The 13,825-nt window shown below is 71.8% G+C and carries 14 protein-coding genes; 10 read left to right on the forward strand and 4 right to left on the reverse strand.

Features of this window, described 5'->3' with window-relative positions; translation table 11 throughout:
• The first annotated feature begins 125 nt into the window (after positions 1-125).
• The 3 genes from QSK34_RS34235 to QSK34_RS34245 are packed head-to-tail and all read left to right on the forward strand — an operon-like array spanning position 126 to position 3,528.
• On the forward strand, positions 126-863 hold the full coding sequence (locus QSK34_RS34235) for a succinate dehydrogenase cytochrome b subunit (protein ID WP_353051462.1): 738 nt from the start codon (positions 126-128) through the stop codon (positions 861-863).
• The gene (locus QSK34_RS34240) at positions 860-2,785 is read left to right on the forward strand and encodes a fumarate reductase/succinate dehydrogenase flavoprotein subunit (RefSeq protein WP_161484207.1); all 1,926 of its coding nucleotides are present in this window, start codon (positions 860-862) and stop codon (positions 2,783-2,785) included. Before QSK34_RS34235 ends, QSK34_RS34240 begins: the two co-directional genes overlap by 4 nt.
• Complete coding sequence (locus QSK34_RS34245) at positions 2,782-3,528, forward strand: succinate dehydrogenase/fumarate reductase iron-sulfur subunit (RefSeq protein ID WP_030451857.1); 747 nt, start codon at positions 2,782-2,784, stop codon at positions 3,526-3,528. Before QSK34_RS34240 ends, QSK34_RS34245 begins: the two co-directional genes overlap by 4 nt.
• Positions 3,529-3,592: 64 nt before the next feature.
• On the opposite strand, the gene QSK34_RS34250 is transcribed toward QSK34_RS34245, so the two are convergent.
• A complete protein-coding gene (locus tag QSK34_RS34250; protein WP_285590491.1) occupies positions 3,593-4,168 on the reverse strand; it encodes a Clp protease N-terminal domain-containing protein in 576 nt (191 codons plus the stop codon).
• Between the two features lie 2 nt (positions 4,169-4,170).
• Positions 4,171-4,404, reverse strand: coding sequence for a hypothetical protein (locus tag QSK34_RS34255; protein ID WP_030451855.1), 234 nt, complete (start codon positions 4,402-4,404; stop codon positions 4,171-4,173).
• A gap of 161 nt (positions 4,405-4,565) precedes the next feature.
• On the opposite strand from QSK34_RS34255, the gene QSK34_RS34260 reads away from it, so the two are divergent.
• Together QSK34_RS34260 and QSK34_RS34265 are read left to right on the forward strand one after the other, a co-directional pair.
• The gene (locus tag QSK34_RS34260) at positions 4,566-6,179 is read left to right on the forward strand and encodes an ABC transporter ATP-binding protein (RefSeq protein ID WP_285590492.1); all 1,614 of its coding nucleotides are present in this window, start codon (positions 4,566-4,568) and stop codon (positions 6,177-6,179) included.
• Positions 6,176-7,909: an ABC transporter ATP-binding protein gene (locus QSK34_RS34265; protein WP_285590493.1), complete on the forward strand. Its 1,734-nt coding sequence runs from the start codon at positions 6,176-6,178 to the stop codon at positions 7,907-7,909. Before QSK34_RS34260 ends, QSK34_RS34265 begins: the two co-directional genes overlap by 4 nt.
• A 9-nt stretch (positions 7,910-7,918) precedes the next feature.
• On the opposite strand, the gene QSK34_RS34270 is transcribed toward QSK34_RS34265, so the two are convergent.
• Complete coding sequence (locus QSK34_RS34270; protein ID WP_161484202.1) at positions 7,919-9,952, reverse strand: prolyl oligopeptidase family serine peptidase; 2,034 nt, start codon at positions 9,950-9,952, stop codon at positions 7,919-7,921.
• Between the two features lie 19 nt (positions 9,953-9,971).
• On the opposite strand from QSK34_RS34270, the gene mshB reads away from it, so the two are divergent.
• From mshB to QSK34_RS34295, 5 genes are read left to right on the forward strand one after another with little or no spacing between them, the layout of a single operon-like run.
• Positions 9,972-10,760, forward strand: a complete 789-nt coding sequence (gene mshB / locus QSK34_RS34275; protein WP_353051464.1) for an N-acetyl-1-D-myo-inositol-2-amino-2-deoxy-alpha-D-glucopyranoside deacetylase — start codon at positions 9,972-9,974, stop codon at positions 10,758-10,760.
• A 9-nt stretch (positions 10,761-10,769) separates the two neighbouring features.
• Entirely contained in the window at positions 10,770-11,213 is a 444-nt protein-coding gene (locus tag QSK34_RS34280) for a DUF6113 family protein (protein WP_051759476.1), read from the forward strand.
• Between the two features lie 5 nt (positions 11,214-11,218).
• Complete coding sequence (locus QSK34_RS34285; protein WP_030451849.1) at positions 11,219-11,707, forward strand: flavin reductase family protein; 489 nt, start codon at positions 11,219-11,221, stop codon at positions 11,705-11,707.
• Between the two features lie 15 nt (positions 11,708-11,722).
• The gene (locus QSK34_RS34290; RefSeq protein ID WP_030451848.1) at positions 11,723-12,157 is read left to right on the forward strand and encodes a hypothetical protein; all 435 of its coding nucleotides are present in this window, start codon (positions 11,723-11,725) and stop codon (positions 12,155-12,157) included.
• Positions 12,158-12,185: 28 nt separating this feature from the next.
• Positions 12,186-13,136 (forward strand): MBL fold metallo-hydrolase, encoded by a 951-nt coding sequence (locus tag QSK34_RS34295; RefSeq protein ID WP_051759474.1) that lies wholly within the window; start codon positions 12,186-12,188, stop codon positions 13,134-13,136.
• Here the strand turns inward: QSK34_RS34295 and QSK34_RS34300 are convergent.
• Positions 13,129-13,824: a hypothetical protein gene (locus tag QSK34_RS34300; RefSeq protein WP_285590494.1), complete on the reverse strand. Its 696-nt coding sequence runs from the start codon at positions 13,822-13,824 to the stop codon at positions 13,129-13,131. The two genes, QSK34_RS34295 and QSK34_RS34300, sit on opposite strands and share 8 nt — an antisense overlap.
• Position 13,825: the final 1 nt, after the last annotated feature.

Genomic DNA, 13,825 nt, shown 5'->3' on the forward strand with positions numbered 1-13,825 from the left:
GTCGCACGCGGTCCCCCTGGCCGCAAGGGCTTCCGCGCCAGGCCAGAGCACATAGCCACCGGCTATCGAAACCAGAACCGCGATGACTTGGACGACGATTGCGCAGGTACCTAGCGTCCTTGTACGTGACTGCCACCATCGACCGGGGCAAGGCCACCGAACCGGTCACCCAGATACCCTCCCGGCCCCGGCGATCCCGGCGCCGGGTCTCGTCGAACTCCCTGAAGGCCGTCATGGCCGTGTCGGGCGCGGTCCTGGTGCTCTTCCTGGTCGCCCACATGGCCGGCAACCTGAAGATCTTCGCCGGCGCGGAGTCGTTCAACGGCTACGCCGCCTGGCTCCGCGAGGTCGGCTACCCGCTGCTGCCGCACCGGGGCCTGCTGACCCTTCTCGAAGCGGGCCTGGTCGTGGCGATCGCGGCCCACATGTACTCGGCGATCGTGCTGGCCCGCCGGGCGGCGAACGCCCGTCCGGTCAAGTACGCCGCCAAGGTGAAGTCGAGGGCCGACGGCTACGCCACCCGCACCATGCGCTGGGGCGGCGTGATCGTCTTCTTCTTCGTGATCTACCACCTGCTCGACATGACCTTCGGCGTGGCCAACCCCGAGGGCCACGAGGCCACCCCGTTCGACCGGATGGTCGCCGGGTTCGACCCCTCGCGCTGGTACATCACCGTGTTCTACGTGATCTCGGTGGTCATGGTGGGCCTGCACCTGCGGCACGGCCTGTGGAGCGCCCTGCAGACCCTCGGCCTGGCCCGGCGCTACCCCGTGCTGAAGGCGAGCGCGGCCGGGCTCAGCGCCCTGCTGACGCTCGGGTTCCTGGTCGTCCCGCTGGCGATCACGTTTGGAGTCGTACGATGAACTACCGCGAAGGCGCGCCGATCAAGGACACCAAGGCGCCCGAGGGCCCGATCGAAGACCGCTGGGAGAAGCGGAAGTTCTCGGCCCGGCTGGTCAACCCGGCCAACAAGCGCAAGATCAACGTCATCGTGGTCGGCACCGGCCTCGCGGGCGGCTCGGCCGCCGCGACCCTGGGCGAGCTGGGCTACAAGGTCAAGTCGTTCTGCTACCAGGACTCGCCCCGCCGGGCCCACTCGATCGCCGCGCAGGGCGGCATCAACGCGGCCAAGAACTACCGCGGCGACGGCGACTCGATCTACCGCCTCTTCTACGACACCGTGAAGGGCGGCGACTTCCGCGCCCGCGAGTCGAACGTCTACCGCCTCGCCCAGGTGTCGGTGAACATCATCGACCAGGCCGTGGCCCAGGGCGTGCCGTTCGCCCGCGAGTACGGCGGCCTCCTCGACACCCGCTCCTTCGGCGGCGCCCAGGTGTCGCGCACCTTCTACGCGCGCGGCCAGACGGGCCAGCAGCTCCTCCTCGGCGCCTACTCGGCGCTGGAGCGGCAGATCGCGGCCGGGACCGTCGAGATGCACACCCGCCACGAGATGCTCGAACTGATCGTCAGCGACGGCCGCGCCCGGGGCGTCGTGGTGCGCGACATGGTCACCGGCGAGGTCGAGACCCACCTGGCCGACGCGGTCGTGCTGGCCACCGGCGGCTACGGCAACGTCTTCTTCCTGTCGACCAACGCCAAGGGCTGCAACACCACGGCGATCTGGCGGGCCCACCAGAAGGGGGCCATGTTCGCCAACCCGTGCTACACCCAGATCCACCCGACCTGCATCCCGGTCTCCGGCGAATACCAGTCGAAGCTGACCCTGATGTCGGAGTCGCTGCGCAACGACGGCCGCGTCTGGGTGCCGGTCAAGGGCGGCGACACCCGTCCGGCCGGGGAGATCCCCGAGGCCGAGCGCGACTACTACCTGGAGCGCATCTACCCGGCGTTCGGCAACCTGGTGCCGCGTGACATCGCCTCCCGCGCCGCCAAGAACGTCTGCGACGAGGGCCGCGGCGTCGGGCCGGGCGGCCTGGGCGTCTACCTCGACTTCGCCGACGCCATCGCCCGCCTCGGCCGCGACGCCGTGGAGAAGAAGTACGGCAACCTCTTCGAGATGTACGAGCGCATCACCGGCGAGGACCCGTACACCCAGCCGATGCGCATCTACCCGGCCGTCCACTACACGATGGGCGGGCTCTGGGTCGACTACGACCTCCAGTCGTCCATCCCGGGCCTGTTCGTGATCGGCGAGGCCAACTTCTCCGACCACGGCGCGAACCGGCTCGGCGCGAGCGCGCTGATGCAGGGCCTGGCCGACGGCTACTTCGTGCTGCCGACGACCATCGGCGACTACCTGGCCGACGCCCACCGGTTCGACCCGATCGACGACCAGGCCGTCGCCGACGCCGAGGTGGCGGTGAAGGACCGGATCGAGAAGCTGCTGTCGGTCAACGGCACCCGCACCGCCGACTCCTTCCACCGCGAGCTCGGCAAGCTCATGTGGGACTACTGCGGCATGGAGCGGACCGAGGAGGGCCTGCGCAAGGCGCTGGAGCGCATCCCCGAGCTGCGTGCGGAGTTCTGGCGCGACGTCAAGGTCAGCGGCGTCAACGAGGAGCTCAACCAGGCCCTGGAGCGGGCCGGCCGGGTGGCCGACTTCTTCGACCTGGCCGAGCTCATGTGCCTGGACGCCCTGCACCGCACCGAGTCGTGCGGCGGCCACTTCCGCGCCGAGTCGCAGGACGCCGACGGCGAGGCCCTGCGCGACGACGAGCACTTCGCCTACGTGGCCGCCTGGGAGTCCACCCCTGACGGCCCGGTGCTGCACAAGGAAGACCTCGAGTACGAGTACGTGAAGATGACCCAGCGGAGCTACAAGTGAACCTCACCCTGAAGGTCTGGCGGCAGAGCGGCCCCGACGACGAGGGGCGGCTGGTGCGCTACGAGATCGAGGACGTCTCCCCGGACATGTCGTTCCTGGAGATGCTCGACGTGCTCAACGAGCGGCTCATCCTGGCGGGCGACGACCCGGTCGCGTTCGACCACGACTGCCGCGAGGGCATCTGCGGCATGTGCTCGATGATGATCGACGGCGTCGCCCACGGCCCGCAGAAGAACACGACCACGTGCCAGCTGCACATGCGCCACTACAAGGACGGCGACACCATCGTCATCGAGCCCTGGCGGGCCCGGCCGTTCCCCGTGGTGAAGGACCTGGTCGTCGACCGGTCGGCGTTCGACCGCATCATCCAGGCCGGCGGCTTCATCTCCGTCCCGGCCGGTTCGGCCCCCGACGCCCACGCGATGCCGGTCCCCAAGGCCGACGCCGACGACGCGTTCGACGCGGCGACCTGCATCGGCTGCGGCGCGTGCGTGGCGGCCTGCCCGAACGGCTCGGCCTCGCTGTTCACCGCCGCGAAGATCACCCACCTGGGCCTGCTCCCGCAGGGCCAGCCCGAGCGCGGCTCCCGGGCCCGCGCCATGGTCGAGCAGATGGACGAGGAGGGCTTCGGCGGCTGCACCAACACCGGCGAGTGCACCGCGGTATGCCCGAAGGGCATCCCTCTCGACACGATCGCTCGCATGAACGCCGACTACCTGAGAGCATCCCGCAAGTCTGGGTAGGGACAGGTGCGCTCGATCCCCCGCCGAGGTCCAAATGGCCGGTCTTCGGCGGGGGATCGTGCTCTCATCTGGCCGGGCTGCTCAGTTCCTGTACGAGCGCCTCGCGCACCCGCGTGGGGGAGATGCCGGCCTCCGTGATGATCTGCATGGCCAGGCCCTCGCCCTCGCGGATCAGGCCCAGCAGGACGTGCCCGTCGGTGATCGCCTTGTGCTTGAGGGCGATGGCCTCGCGCAGCGACAGTTCCAGGGTCTTCTTGGCGCGCGGGCCGAAGGGGATGTGCCTGCCGCTGCGCAGGTGGCCCCGGTGGTCGCGGACCGGTTCGCGGTCGAGGGCGCCGGGCCCGAAGGCCTCCTCGACCTTCTCCCTGATGGCGTCGAGGTCGATGCCGATGGTGCTGAGCAGCTCGGCGTCGAGTTCGTGCCCGCGCCGCCCGGCGGGCTGGTTGAGGATGTCGCGGAGCCGGGCCTCGGCGCCTCCGTGGTCGAGGCCCGTGAGGACGCGGGCGGCCAGGGACTCCGGGTCCTGGAGCATGCCCAGCAGGAGGTGTTCGGTGCCGATGCGCGGATGGTTGAGGCGGCGGGCCTCCACCTGTGCGGCGGTGACGACCCGGCGGGCGTCGTCGGTGAATCGTTCGAACATCGTCAGTCTCCCCGTCTGAGCAGGCCGCGCCCGCCCGCGTACTTCTTGTGGACGGCCTGTCTGGTGACGTCGAGGTGGACGGCGATGTCCTGCCACGACCAGCCCTGCTCACGGGCGTTCTCGACCTGGAGGGCCTCCAGGCGGTCGACGAGGATCCGCAGTGCCCTCACGGCCCGCAGACCGATCGAGGGATCGCGGCTGCTCGCGTCGGAGGCGAGCTGCGCTGTCTCGTTCATGGTGTCAATGTAGGTTGACACCTGTGATCGTGTCAACCCGCGTTGACGTAAATGGCTGGACGGCTGTTCAGCGAGATTGCCACGCTTGCAGGATGCGCGCTCTTCCGGCCGGAGACCCCGGCCAACCAGACACGCGCGGGCCCGGCAGATACCTCTGGTGGATGGCCCGCGACCAGGGCCTGCCCATGTGGCTCGGCATCACCTACGCGATCCTGTGGTGGACCACCCAGGCCCTCATCCCGGCCGTGATCGGGTTCGGCGTCGACGCCGTGATCGACAAGGACGCCGGCGAGCTCGCGCGCTGGTCGGCGGTGCTCTTCGGGCTCGGCGCGGTGCAGGCCCTCACCGGCGTCCTGCGCCACCGCTGCGCCGTCTACACCTGGATCTCCTCCGCCTACACGACCGTCCGGCTCACGAGCCGCCAGGCCACCCGCCTGGGCGCGACCCTGCCCAAACGCCTGTCGACCGGCGAGGTGGTGAGCGTCGGCAACTCCGACATCGCCCACATCGGCAACGCGATGGACATCATCCTGCGCGGCGCGGGCGCGCTCGTCGCCGTCGTCGTCGTGACCGTCATCATGTTGTCGTCCTCCATGCCGCTCGGCCTGCTCGTGCTGATCGGGGTGCCGCTGATGGCGCTGGTGATCAGCCCGCTGCTGCGGCCCCTGCACCGCAGGCAGCACGCCCATCGCGACCTCCAGGGCGACCTCGCCACCCGGGCCGGCGACATCGTCGCGGGGCTGCGCGTGCTGCGCGGCATCGGCGGCGAGCAGGTGTTCGCCGACCGCTACCGGGCCGAGTCGCAGCGCACCCGCGCCGCGGGCGTGCGGGTCGCCTCGGTCGAGTCGCTGCTCGAAGGCGCCCAGGTGCTGCTGCCCGGCCTGCTGATCGCCTGCGTGACCTGGCTCGGCGCCCGCTTCGCGCTCGCGGGCGACCTGTCGGCGGGCGAACTCGTCTCCTTCTACGGGTACGCCGTCTTCCTGATCGCCCCGCTGCGCACGCTCACCGAGGCGGCCGACAAGCTGACCAAGGGCGTCGTGGCGGCCAAGCGGGTCGTCCGCATCCTGTCGCTGGAGCCCGAGATCACCGGCGGCGACGCCCAGGCCCGCCACGGCGACCTGCGCGACGAGGAGTCGGGCGTCGTGGTCCGCGAGGGCGTGGTCACCGCGCTCGCCGCGGCCACGCCCGAGGAGGCGAGCGCCATCGCCGACCGTCTGGGCCGCTACTCCGACGGCCGGGTGACGCTCGGGGGCGTGCCGCTGGCCGACCTGTCGGTCGAGGCGGTGCGCGGGCACATCCTCGTCGCCGACAACGCCGCCGCGCTGTTCGCCGGGCCCCTCCGGGAGGAGCTCGACGTCAGGGGCCACGGCGACGTCGAGGCGGCCGTGTACGCCGCCTGCGCCGAGGACATCGTCGAGGCGCTGCCCGAGGGCCTGGACACCCACGTGGCCGAGGCCGGGCGGGAGTTCTCCGGCGGCCAGCAGCAGCGGCTCCGGCTCGCGCGGGCGCTGACCGCCGACCCGGAGATCCTGATCCTGGTCGAGCCGACCAGCGCCGTCGACGCCCACACCGAGGCCCGCATCGCCGAACGCCTCGCCAAGGCCCGCGCCGGGCGGGCCACCCTCGTCGTCACCACGAGCCCGCTCGTGCTCGACCGGGCCGACCACGTCTTCTACGTGGAAGAGGGCCGGGCGGCCGCCGAGGGCACCCACCGCGAGCTGCTGACCGCCAGCACCGCCTACCGCGCCACCGTCACCCGAGGGGAGGACCGATGAGCCGCCAGATCCTTCCGGTCGCCGACAAGGCGCAGGTGCGCGCCTACGCCCGGCGCCTGATGGTCAAGTATCCGAAGGAGCTGTCCGTCGCGCTGGCCCTCCACGGCCTGGCCGCGCTCACCGGCCTCGCCGGTCCGGCGCTGCTGGGCGGCCTCGTCCAGTCGGTCGCCGACGGCGCGCACGACGTGCGCGTCGACACGATCGCGCTGGCCATCGCCGGATTCGTGATCGCCCAGGGCGTCCTGACCCGGTTCGCGGTCTACGCGTCGTCGCGGCTGGGCGAGAAGGTCCTGGCCGAGCTGCGCCAGGAGTTCGTCGACCGGGTGCTCGCCCTGCCGCTGTCCACGGTCGAGCGGGCCGGTTCGGGCGACCTGATCACCCGGACCTCCCGCGACGTCGACTCGTTGTCGCGGACCGTCCGGCACGCCGTGCCGGAGATCCTGATCGCGCTGGTCACCGGCGTGTTCATGATCGGCGCGCTGGTCATCGTCGGCCCGCTGATGGTGCTGCCGTCGCTGCTGGCGGTGCCGCTGTTGTGGATCTCGACCCGGTGGTACCTGAACCGGTCGGGACCCGCCTACCTGCGGGAGGGCGCGGCGTACGCCAACCTCACCGAGGGCCTCGCGCAGACCGTCGAGGGCGCCCGGACCGTCGAGGCGCTGGGCCTGGCCGGCCGCCGCCGCGACCGGACCGACGACGACATCCGGGAGTCCTACGCCGCCGAACGCTACTCGCTCAGCCTGCGGACCGTCTGGTTCCCGTCGGTCGAGATGGGCTACGTGATCCCGGTCGTCGCCACGCTGTTCCTCGGCGGCCTGTTCTACCTGGAGGGCTGGGTCACGCTGTTCCAGGTCACCGCGGGCACGCTCTACATCCAGCAGCTCGTCGACCCGCTCGACCGGCTGCTGTCGTGGATCGACGAGCTCCAGGTCGGCAGCGCCTCGATGGCCCGCCTGCTGGGCGTCGCCAACGTGCCCGACGACCGGGTTCCCTCGGAGGCGACCCCCGACGGCGACGCGATCAGGGCCGAGGACGTGCGGTACGCCTACCGGGAAGGGCACGACGTCCTGCACGGCATCGACCTCGACGTCCGGCCGGGCGAGCGCCTGGCCATGGTGGGCCCCTCAGGCGCCGGCAAGTCGACCCTCGGGCGGCTGCTGGCCGGCATCCACGGCCCGCGGACCGGCACCGTCACCGTCGGCGGGGCCTCGCTGATCGAGCTGCCGCTGGCCGAGCTGCGCGGCCAGGTCGCCCTGGTCACCCAGGAGCACCACGTGTTCAAGGGGACGCTGCGCGACAACGTCCTCATCGGCCGTCCCGAGGCCGATGACGACGCCGTGCAGCGTGCTCTGGAGGCGGTGGACGCCTGGGAGTGGGCCGAGAAGCTGGGCCTGGACGCCGAGGTCGGGTCGGGCGGCACCGCCGTATCGCCCGCGCAGGCGCAGCAGCTCGCGCTGGCGCGGCTCGTGCTGGCCGACCCCCACACGCTGGTGCTCGACGAGGCGACCTCGCTGATCGACCCCCGCCAGGCCCGCCACCTGGAGCGGTCGCTGGCGGCGGTCCTCGACGGGCGCACCGTGATCGCCATCGCGCACCGTCTCTACACGGCCCACGACGCCGACCGGGTGGCCGTCGTCGAGGACGGCCGGATCAGCGAACTCGGCTCCCACGAGGAGCTGGTGAAGGCCGGCGGCCCCTACGCGGCCCTGTGGGAGAGCTGGCGGCGCTGACCCCGGGGATCAGCCCAGGGCGCGCCGCAGGAACTCCACCTGGAGCAGCAGGAGGTTCTCGGCCACGACCTCCTGCGGCGTCATGTGGGTGACGCCCGACAGCGGCAGCACGGTGTGCGGCCGCCCGGCGGCCAGCAGCGCCGACGACAACCGCAGCGTGTGGGCGGCCACCACGTTGTCGTCGGCCAGGCCGTGGATCAGCATCAGCGGGCGCTCCAGCTTCTCCGCGTCGGCCGCGAGAAGCGAGGAGTGCTCGTAGTGGCCCTCGGACGGGTGGCCCAGATAACGCTCGGTGTAGGCCGTGTCGTAGAGCCGCCAGTCGGTGACCGGCGCGCCCGCGATGGCGGCGTGGAAGACGTCGGGCCGCCGCAGCACCGCCAGCGCCGCCAGGTAGCCGCCGAACGACCAGCCCCGGATCGCGACCTTGGTCAGGTCGAGGTCGGGGTGGGGCATCGACTGGAGCACCTCGACCTGGTCGTCGAGGGTGACGGTGAAGTCGTGGTGGACCTCGCGCTCGAAGGCCGGGCCGCGTCCGGGGGTGCCGCGGCCGTCGGCGACGATCACCGCGAAGCCCTGCTCGGCCCACCACTGCGGCTCCAGGAACATCCGGTGGGAGTGGAGCACCCGCTGGGCGTGCGGGCCGCCGTAGGGGTCCATCAGGACCGGCAGCTTGGCCGACCCCTCGACGTGCCACGACGGCAGCAGGACGGCCGTGGAGAGCTCGCGGGAGCCCGCCCGCGACAGGGAGACGCGCAGGTCGAGACCGGGCCGCTCGGCCACGCTGGCGATCGGCACCGAGCTGCCGTCGAGCCGGATCACCCGCACCGACACGCCCTCGTGGTCGAGCGACTGCGCCACCACGACGGTCACGCCGCCGCTGCGGCGTCCGGTGAACACGCCCGCGTCGGTCGAGAGGGGGCTGAGGGTGCCCTGGGCGTACGACCACAACTGCACCTGCGCCGGGTCGCCGCCGCTCGCGGTGAACAGCACCACGTTGCCGTCGACGTCGACCACGCTGCGGACCTGCAGCGACGGCGGCGTCACCGGATCGGAGCCCACGAACAGCCGCCGCCCGCCGTCGGCGTCGGCCACCCAGACCACGGCGCCGTCGGCGGTGTGCGCCGGCACGCCCGGAGCCGCCTCGACCCATTTGTCGTCGGCGTCCTCCCGGATCAGGGTGGTGCCGCCCGTGGTCGGGTCGACCGCGAGCAGCCGCAGTGACCTCTGGTCGCGCGACAGCGTCACGATGAACGGCCCGAACGCGTCCCAGGACGCGGTGACCAGGTATTCGTGCTCGAAGGGCACCTCGGTGCGGATGCCGTCGAGGCCCACGATGTAGAGGTTGACGCGCGCGTTGGCGGTGCCGGCCGCCGGATAGGCGATCGCGACCGGGTCGTTGCCCGGGTTGGCCGGGTCGGCGATGTGCCAGACCTGCACCGGCGAGTCGTCGACCCGGGCGACCAGCAGCGCCGAGGCGTCGGGCGACCACCAGTAGCCGCGCATGCGGTCGAGCTCCTCGGAGGCGATGAACTCGGCCAGGCCCCAGGTCGCGCCGTCCTCCCCGGCCACCTCGAAGTCGGAGCCGGTCTCCAGGTCCTGCACCCGCAGCCGCCCGCCGCTGACGTAGGCGACCTTGCCGCCGTCGGGGGACAGGCGCGGGTCGATCACCCCTCCCGGGGTCTTCAGCCAGCGGATCTCGCCGGCCTCCCAGACGTACAGGGCGCCGGAAAGGGTGAAGACGATCCGGTGCCCGGCGTGGGAGAACCCGACCACGCCGCCGGCCGACTCGCGGGCCCGTTCCCGCCGGGCCCGCTCCTCCGGCGGCAGCTCCTCCTCGGCCGCGCCCAGGATCAGCGGGTCGACGAGCAGCCGCTCCTCGCCCGAGGCGACGTCGAGTTCCCACAGGCAGGTCACGGGGTCGGTGCCCGACTTGGTCCGCTGGAAGATCACCTTGTCACCGGCGGGGGTGAGGGTGAATCCGCGCGGCACCCCGAGCGTGAACCGGCGGGTCCGGGCATGCAGGCGAGGGAAGCTCTCAGTCATAGCCCCTTATAGTGCCAGCATGCCCGACCGACGCCTCCTCCTCGTGCACGCCCATCCCGACGACGAGACGATCGGAACCGGCGCCACGATGGCCCGCTACGCCGCCGAGGGCGCCCACGTGACCCTGGTCACCTGCACCCGCGGTGAGATGGGGGAGATCATCCCCTCGACCCTCGCCCACCTGGGCCCCGACGAGCTGGGCGCCTACCGCGAGCGGGAACTGGCGGCCGCCTGCCGGAACCTCGGCGTCGACGACCACCGCTTCCTCGGCTACCGCGACAGCGGCATGATGGGCGCGGCCGAGAACGACGACCCCCGCTGCTTCTGGCGCGCCCCGGTCGACGAGGCCGCCGAGCGGCTCCTGGAGATCATCGAGGCGGTACGCCCCCAGGTGATCGTCACCTACGACGAGAACGGCCTCTACGGCCACCCCGACCACATCCAGGCCCACCGCGTGGCCTGGCGGGCGTTCGAGCTGGCCGGCACGGTCGCGAAGTTCTACCAGACCGCCCAGCTCCGCTCCGAGATGCTGGAGGCGGCGGCCCGCATGGAGATCTTCCAGCCCGAAGACGTCGACGCCCTCGGCTACGGCCGCGAGACGGTCACCACCTCGATCGACGCCCGCCCCTACCTCGACGCCAAACTCAACGCCCTGCGCGCCCACGCCACCCAGATCACCGTCGACGCCCCCCGCTTCGCCCTGTCGAACGGCGTCGGCCAGGAGGCGCGCGGCGTCGAACACTTCGTGCGCAAAGCGGGACCCTCCGTAGCGGGGCACGAAGACGACCTGTTCGCCGGCATCGGCTAGCCTCAGCCCATGATGGTGAACGCCGCTCCCGAGACCGCCGAACACGACGACGGTCCGAGCGGCGCCGAGCCCGCCGTCACCGGCGCCGCCTACGGCGTGCTGTTCATGCTCGGCCTGGTCGTGGGGGTCGTCGGCGCCTTCGAGCACGAGTGGTACCTGTTCGGCACCCTCCCCGTCGGGGCGGTCCTGGCGGTGCTGATCCTGTTCGGGCTTCCCTACGCGATGGGCCGCCTGATGCGCACCCGCATGGCGGCCGGGGTGGTGGCCGTCGGCTGGGTGATCCCGTCGATGATCCTGGCGGGCCCCCGCCCGGAGGGCGACCTGGCCATCGCGGCCACGCTGGGCGGATACATCTACCTCTACGGCGGTCTGGTGGCCGTCGCCCTGGCCGTCGTGTTCGTCCCGTCCGCGGGAGGCTCCTGGCTGCTCAGGCAGAACGTCCGCATAAGGTAAGGTGCGTGCTCGCCGACAGGGATCTTTACCGGAAGGTGGCCGGTCGTTTCGCGACCGGGATCGTCATCGTCACGACCGTCGACCCGGCCGGGACCGACCACGCGATGACGGTCAACTCCTTCGCGTCGGTGTCGCTCGACCCCCTGCTGGCCCTGTTCTGCGCCGAGAAGGTCGCCCGCTTCCACGACACGGTCCTCCGCGCGGGCGTGTGGGGCGTCTCGGTCCTCGGTGAAGACGACGAGGAGGTCTCCCGCTACCTGGCCAAACGCGGCCGGTCGCTGGAGGGCCAGCTGACCGGTTTCCCCCACCATCGGGGCACGCTCGGTGTCGCGCTGCTCGACCGGGCCATCGCCACCATGGAGTTGCGGACCGTCGCCGTCCACGACGCGGGCGACCACTCGATCGTCGTCGGCGGCGTGGAGACCGTGGCGACCCCGCGTGACGCCGCGCCGCTGATCTACCACCGGGGGCACTACTCGTTCCTGGCCGAGTGAGCGCATGATGTGCTGATGGGGCCGTACTTCCGCTTCCGCCGCGCCGTCAACTGGATCAACCTGTCGACCCCGCTGGGCCTGCTGATCGCCCGCATCGGCGGGGCGACCCTGCACAAGGGCGAACTCGGTCTCGTGTACGCCCACGGCTACCGCCTGTCGTTCCCCGTCGCCGGGGCCTTCACCGTCGGCAACGTCGTGCTGACCAAGCACCCCCACGGCTACCTGAGCGGCCGGCTGCTCCTCCACGAGTCCCGCCACGCCAGCCAGTACGCCGCCTGCGTGGGCCTGCCGATGTTGCCGCTCTACGTCCTGTCGGTGCTGGTGTCGGTGCTGACGTGCGGCAACCCGGCGACCTACAACCCGTTCGAGCGCCTGGCCGACCTCGACGACGGCGGCTACGCCCGGGTGCCCCCGTGGTGGCGGCGCGGCCGATCGCGCGGCGACGCATAATTCCCGTGTCAGGGGGATCACCAAGAGGGTGACCCAGACGCACATCCCCCTCGGAGCCCCACGCTGGAGCGGCGGTTTCGCCGACCGGCTGCTCTCTCCGCTCGCCTCGTTCAAGGAACTGGCGTCGGTCGTCGGGCACGGCGAACTGCGCACCGACATCGGCGACGCCGACCAGATCCCCGTCCACCGCGACGGCCTGCCCTCCCCGACGGGCACCGACGCCCTGGTCACATGGGTCGGCCACGCGACCTACGTCGTCCAGATCGGCGGCCTGACGGTGCTGACCGACCCGGTGTGGTCGCGGAAGATCCCCGGCGTCCGCCAGCGCCTCACCCCGCCCGGCGTCGCCTGGTCGGACCTGCCGCCGGTCGACGCGGTGGTCATCAGCCACAACCACTACGACCACCTCGACGCCCCGACCGTCCGCCGCCTGCCGAGGGACACCGCCGTCCTGGTTCCCGCGAACCTGGCCTCGTGGTTCACCCGGCGCGGCTTCACCAACGTCGTCGAACTCGACTGGTGGGAGTCGGCCCACGTGGGCGACGTCCGCTTCGACTTCGTCCCGGCCCGCCACTGGTCCCGCCGGGGCCTGTTCGACACCTGCCGGACGTTATGGGGCGGCTGGGTGTTGTCGTGGCACGACCAGCGTGTCTTCTTCGCCGGCGACACCGGCTACGGCGACCACTTCACCGAGATCGGCCGCCGCCACCCGGGCATCGACGTGGCCCTGATGCCGGTCGGCGCCTACGAACCCCGCTGGTTCATGAAGAACTTCCACGTCGACCCGGCCCAGGCCGTCCAGGCCACCCTCGACGTGGGCGCCCGGCGGATGGCCACCATGCACTGGGGCACCTTCGTCCTGTCGGGCGAACCCCTGCTGGAACCCGTCGAGGAGGCCCGCCGAGAGTGGACCCGCAGAGGCCTCCCACCGGCCGACCTGTGGGACCTGGCCGTGGGGGAGACCCGCGTGATCACCTGAGGCGGCCGATGTCGGCCGAGAGGTCCAGAGCCAGGATGTGGTCGGCGTGCAGGAAGGTCTCGAACTTCGAGCCCGGGGGAACCTCGCGATCCTCCTCCAGCGCGCGCAGGATGCGCAGCGCCCCCGGGGTGTCGAGGTCGTCGTCGAAGGCCTCGTTCATGGCGTCGGCGTGGTCCTTGGCGATCGGGGAGCTGGGCTCCTCGGCCCATTCGGCCACCTTCCGGCGCCAGCGGCCGATGGTGTCGCCGGCCTCGCGGAGATCGTCTGAGGTGAGGGTGGCCGCGTCGCGGTAGCGGTGCTCCATGAGCGCGAGGCGGACCGGCAGGGGGTCGCCGGGGATCGGCGCGTCGAGGGTGGCGGCGCTCCTGGCGTGGTGCCGGACGGCCGCGTCGTCCACCACCTCCTCGGTGTCGCTGAGGTAGAGGTCGAGGCGGCCGCCCAGAAGACGCAAGGCTCCGGGCATCCCGTCGGCGACGGGCTCGGCGGGGCGCACGTTCAGGGGCGTCAGGTCTTCGGCGAGGTCGCGGCAGGCGAGCACGCGGACGCCCGACCGTTCGAGCACCCGCCGGATCAGGTCGGCGTGCACCTGGCCCGGCAGGCCGGCGGAGGTGTAGGCGCGCAGCGCGCGTGAGCCGGGAGGCAGGAGCGGCTCCACGAGCCGGTGACGGGTGTCATAGAGCCGCAACATG

This window comes from Herbidospora sp. NBRC 101105 (assembly GCF_030269205.1).
GTDB lineage: Bacteria > Actinomycetota > Actinomycetes > Streptosporangiales > Streptosporangiaceae > Herbidospora > Herbidospora solisilvae.

Coding starts and splice junctions, on each gene's coding strand:
- QSK34_RS34290 (WP_030451848.1), top strand. CDS start 11,723: ATGGGGCCGTACTTCCGCTTCCGCCGCGCCGTCAACTGGATCAACCTG.
- QSK34_RS34240 (WP_161484207.1), top strand. CDS start 860: ATGAACTACCGCGAAGGCGCGCCGATCAAGGACACCAAGGCGCCCGAG.
- QSK34_RS34265 (WP_285590493.1), top strand. CDS start 6,176: ATGAGCCGCCAGATCCTTCCGGTCGCCGACAAGGCGCAGGTGCGCGCC.
- QSK34_RS34270 (WP_161484202.1), bottom strand. CDS start 9,952: ATGACTGAGAGCTTCCCTCGCCTGCATGCCCGGACCCGCCGGTTCACG.
- QSK34_RS34300 (WP_285590494.1), bottom strand. CDS start 13,824: ATGTTGCGGCTCTATGACACCCGTCACCGGCTCGTGGAGCCGCTCCTG.
- QSK34_RS34255 (WP_030451855.1), bottom strand. CDS start 4,404: ATGAACGAGACAGCGCAGCTCGCCTCCGACGCGAGCAGCCGCGATCCC.
- QSK34_RS34280 (WP_051759476.1), top strand. CDS start 10,770: ATGATGGTGAACGCCGCTCCCGAGACCGCCGAACACGACGACGGTCCG.
- QSK34_RS34250 (WP_285590491.1), bottom strand. CDS start 4,168: ATGTTCGAACGATTCACCGACGACGCCCGCCGGGTCGTCACCGCCGCA.
- mshB (WP_353051464.1), top strand. CDS start 9,972: ATGCCCGACCGACGCCTCCTCCTCGTGCACGCCCATCCCGACGACGAG.
- QSK34_RS34260 (WP_285590492.1), top strand. CDS start 4,566: ATGGCCCGCGACCAGGGCCTGCCCATGTGGCTCGGCATCACCTACGCG.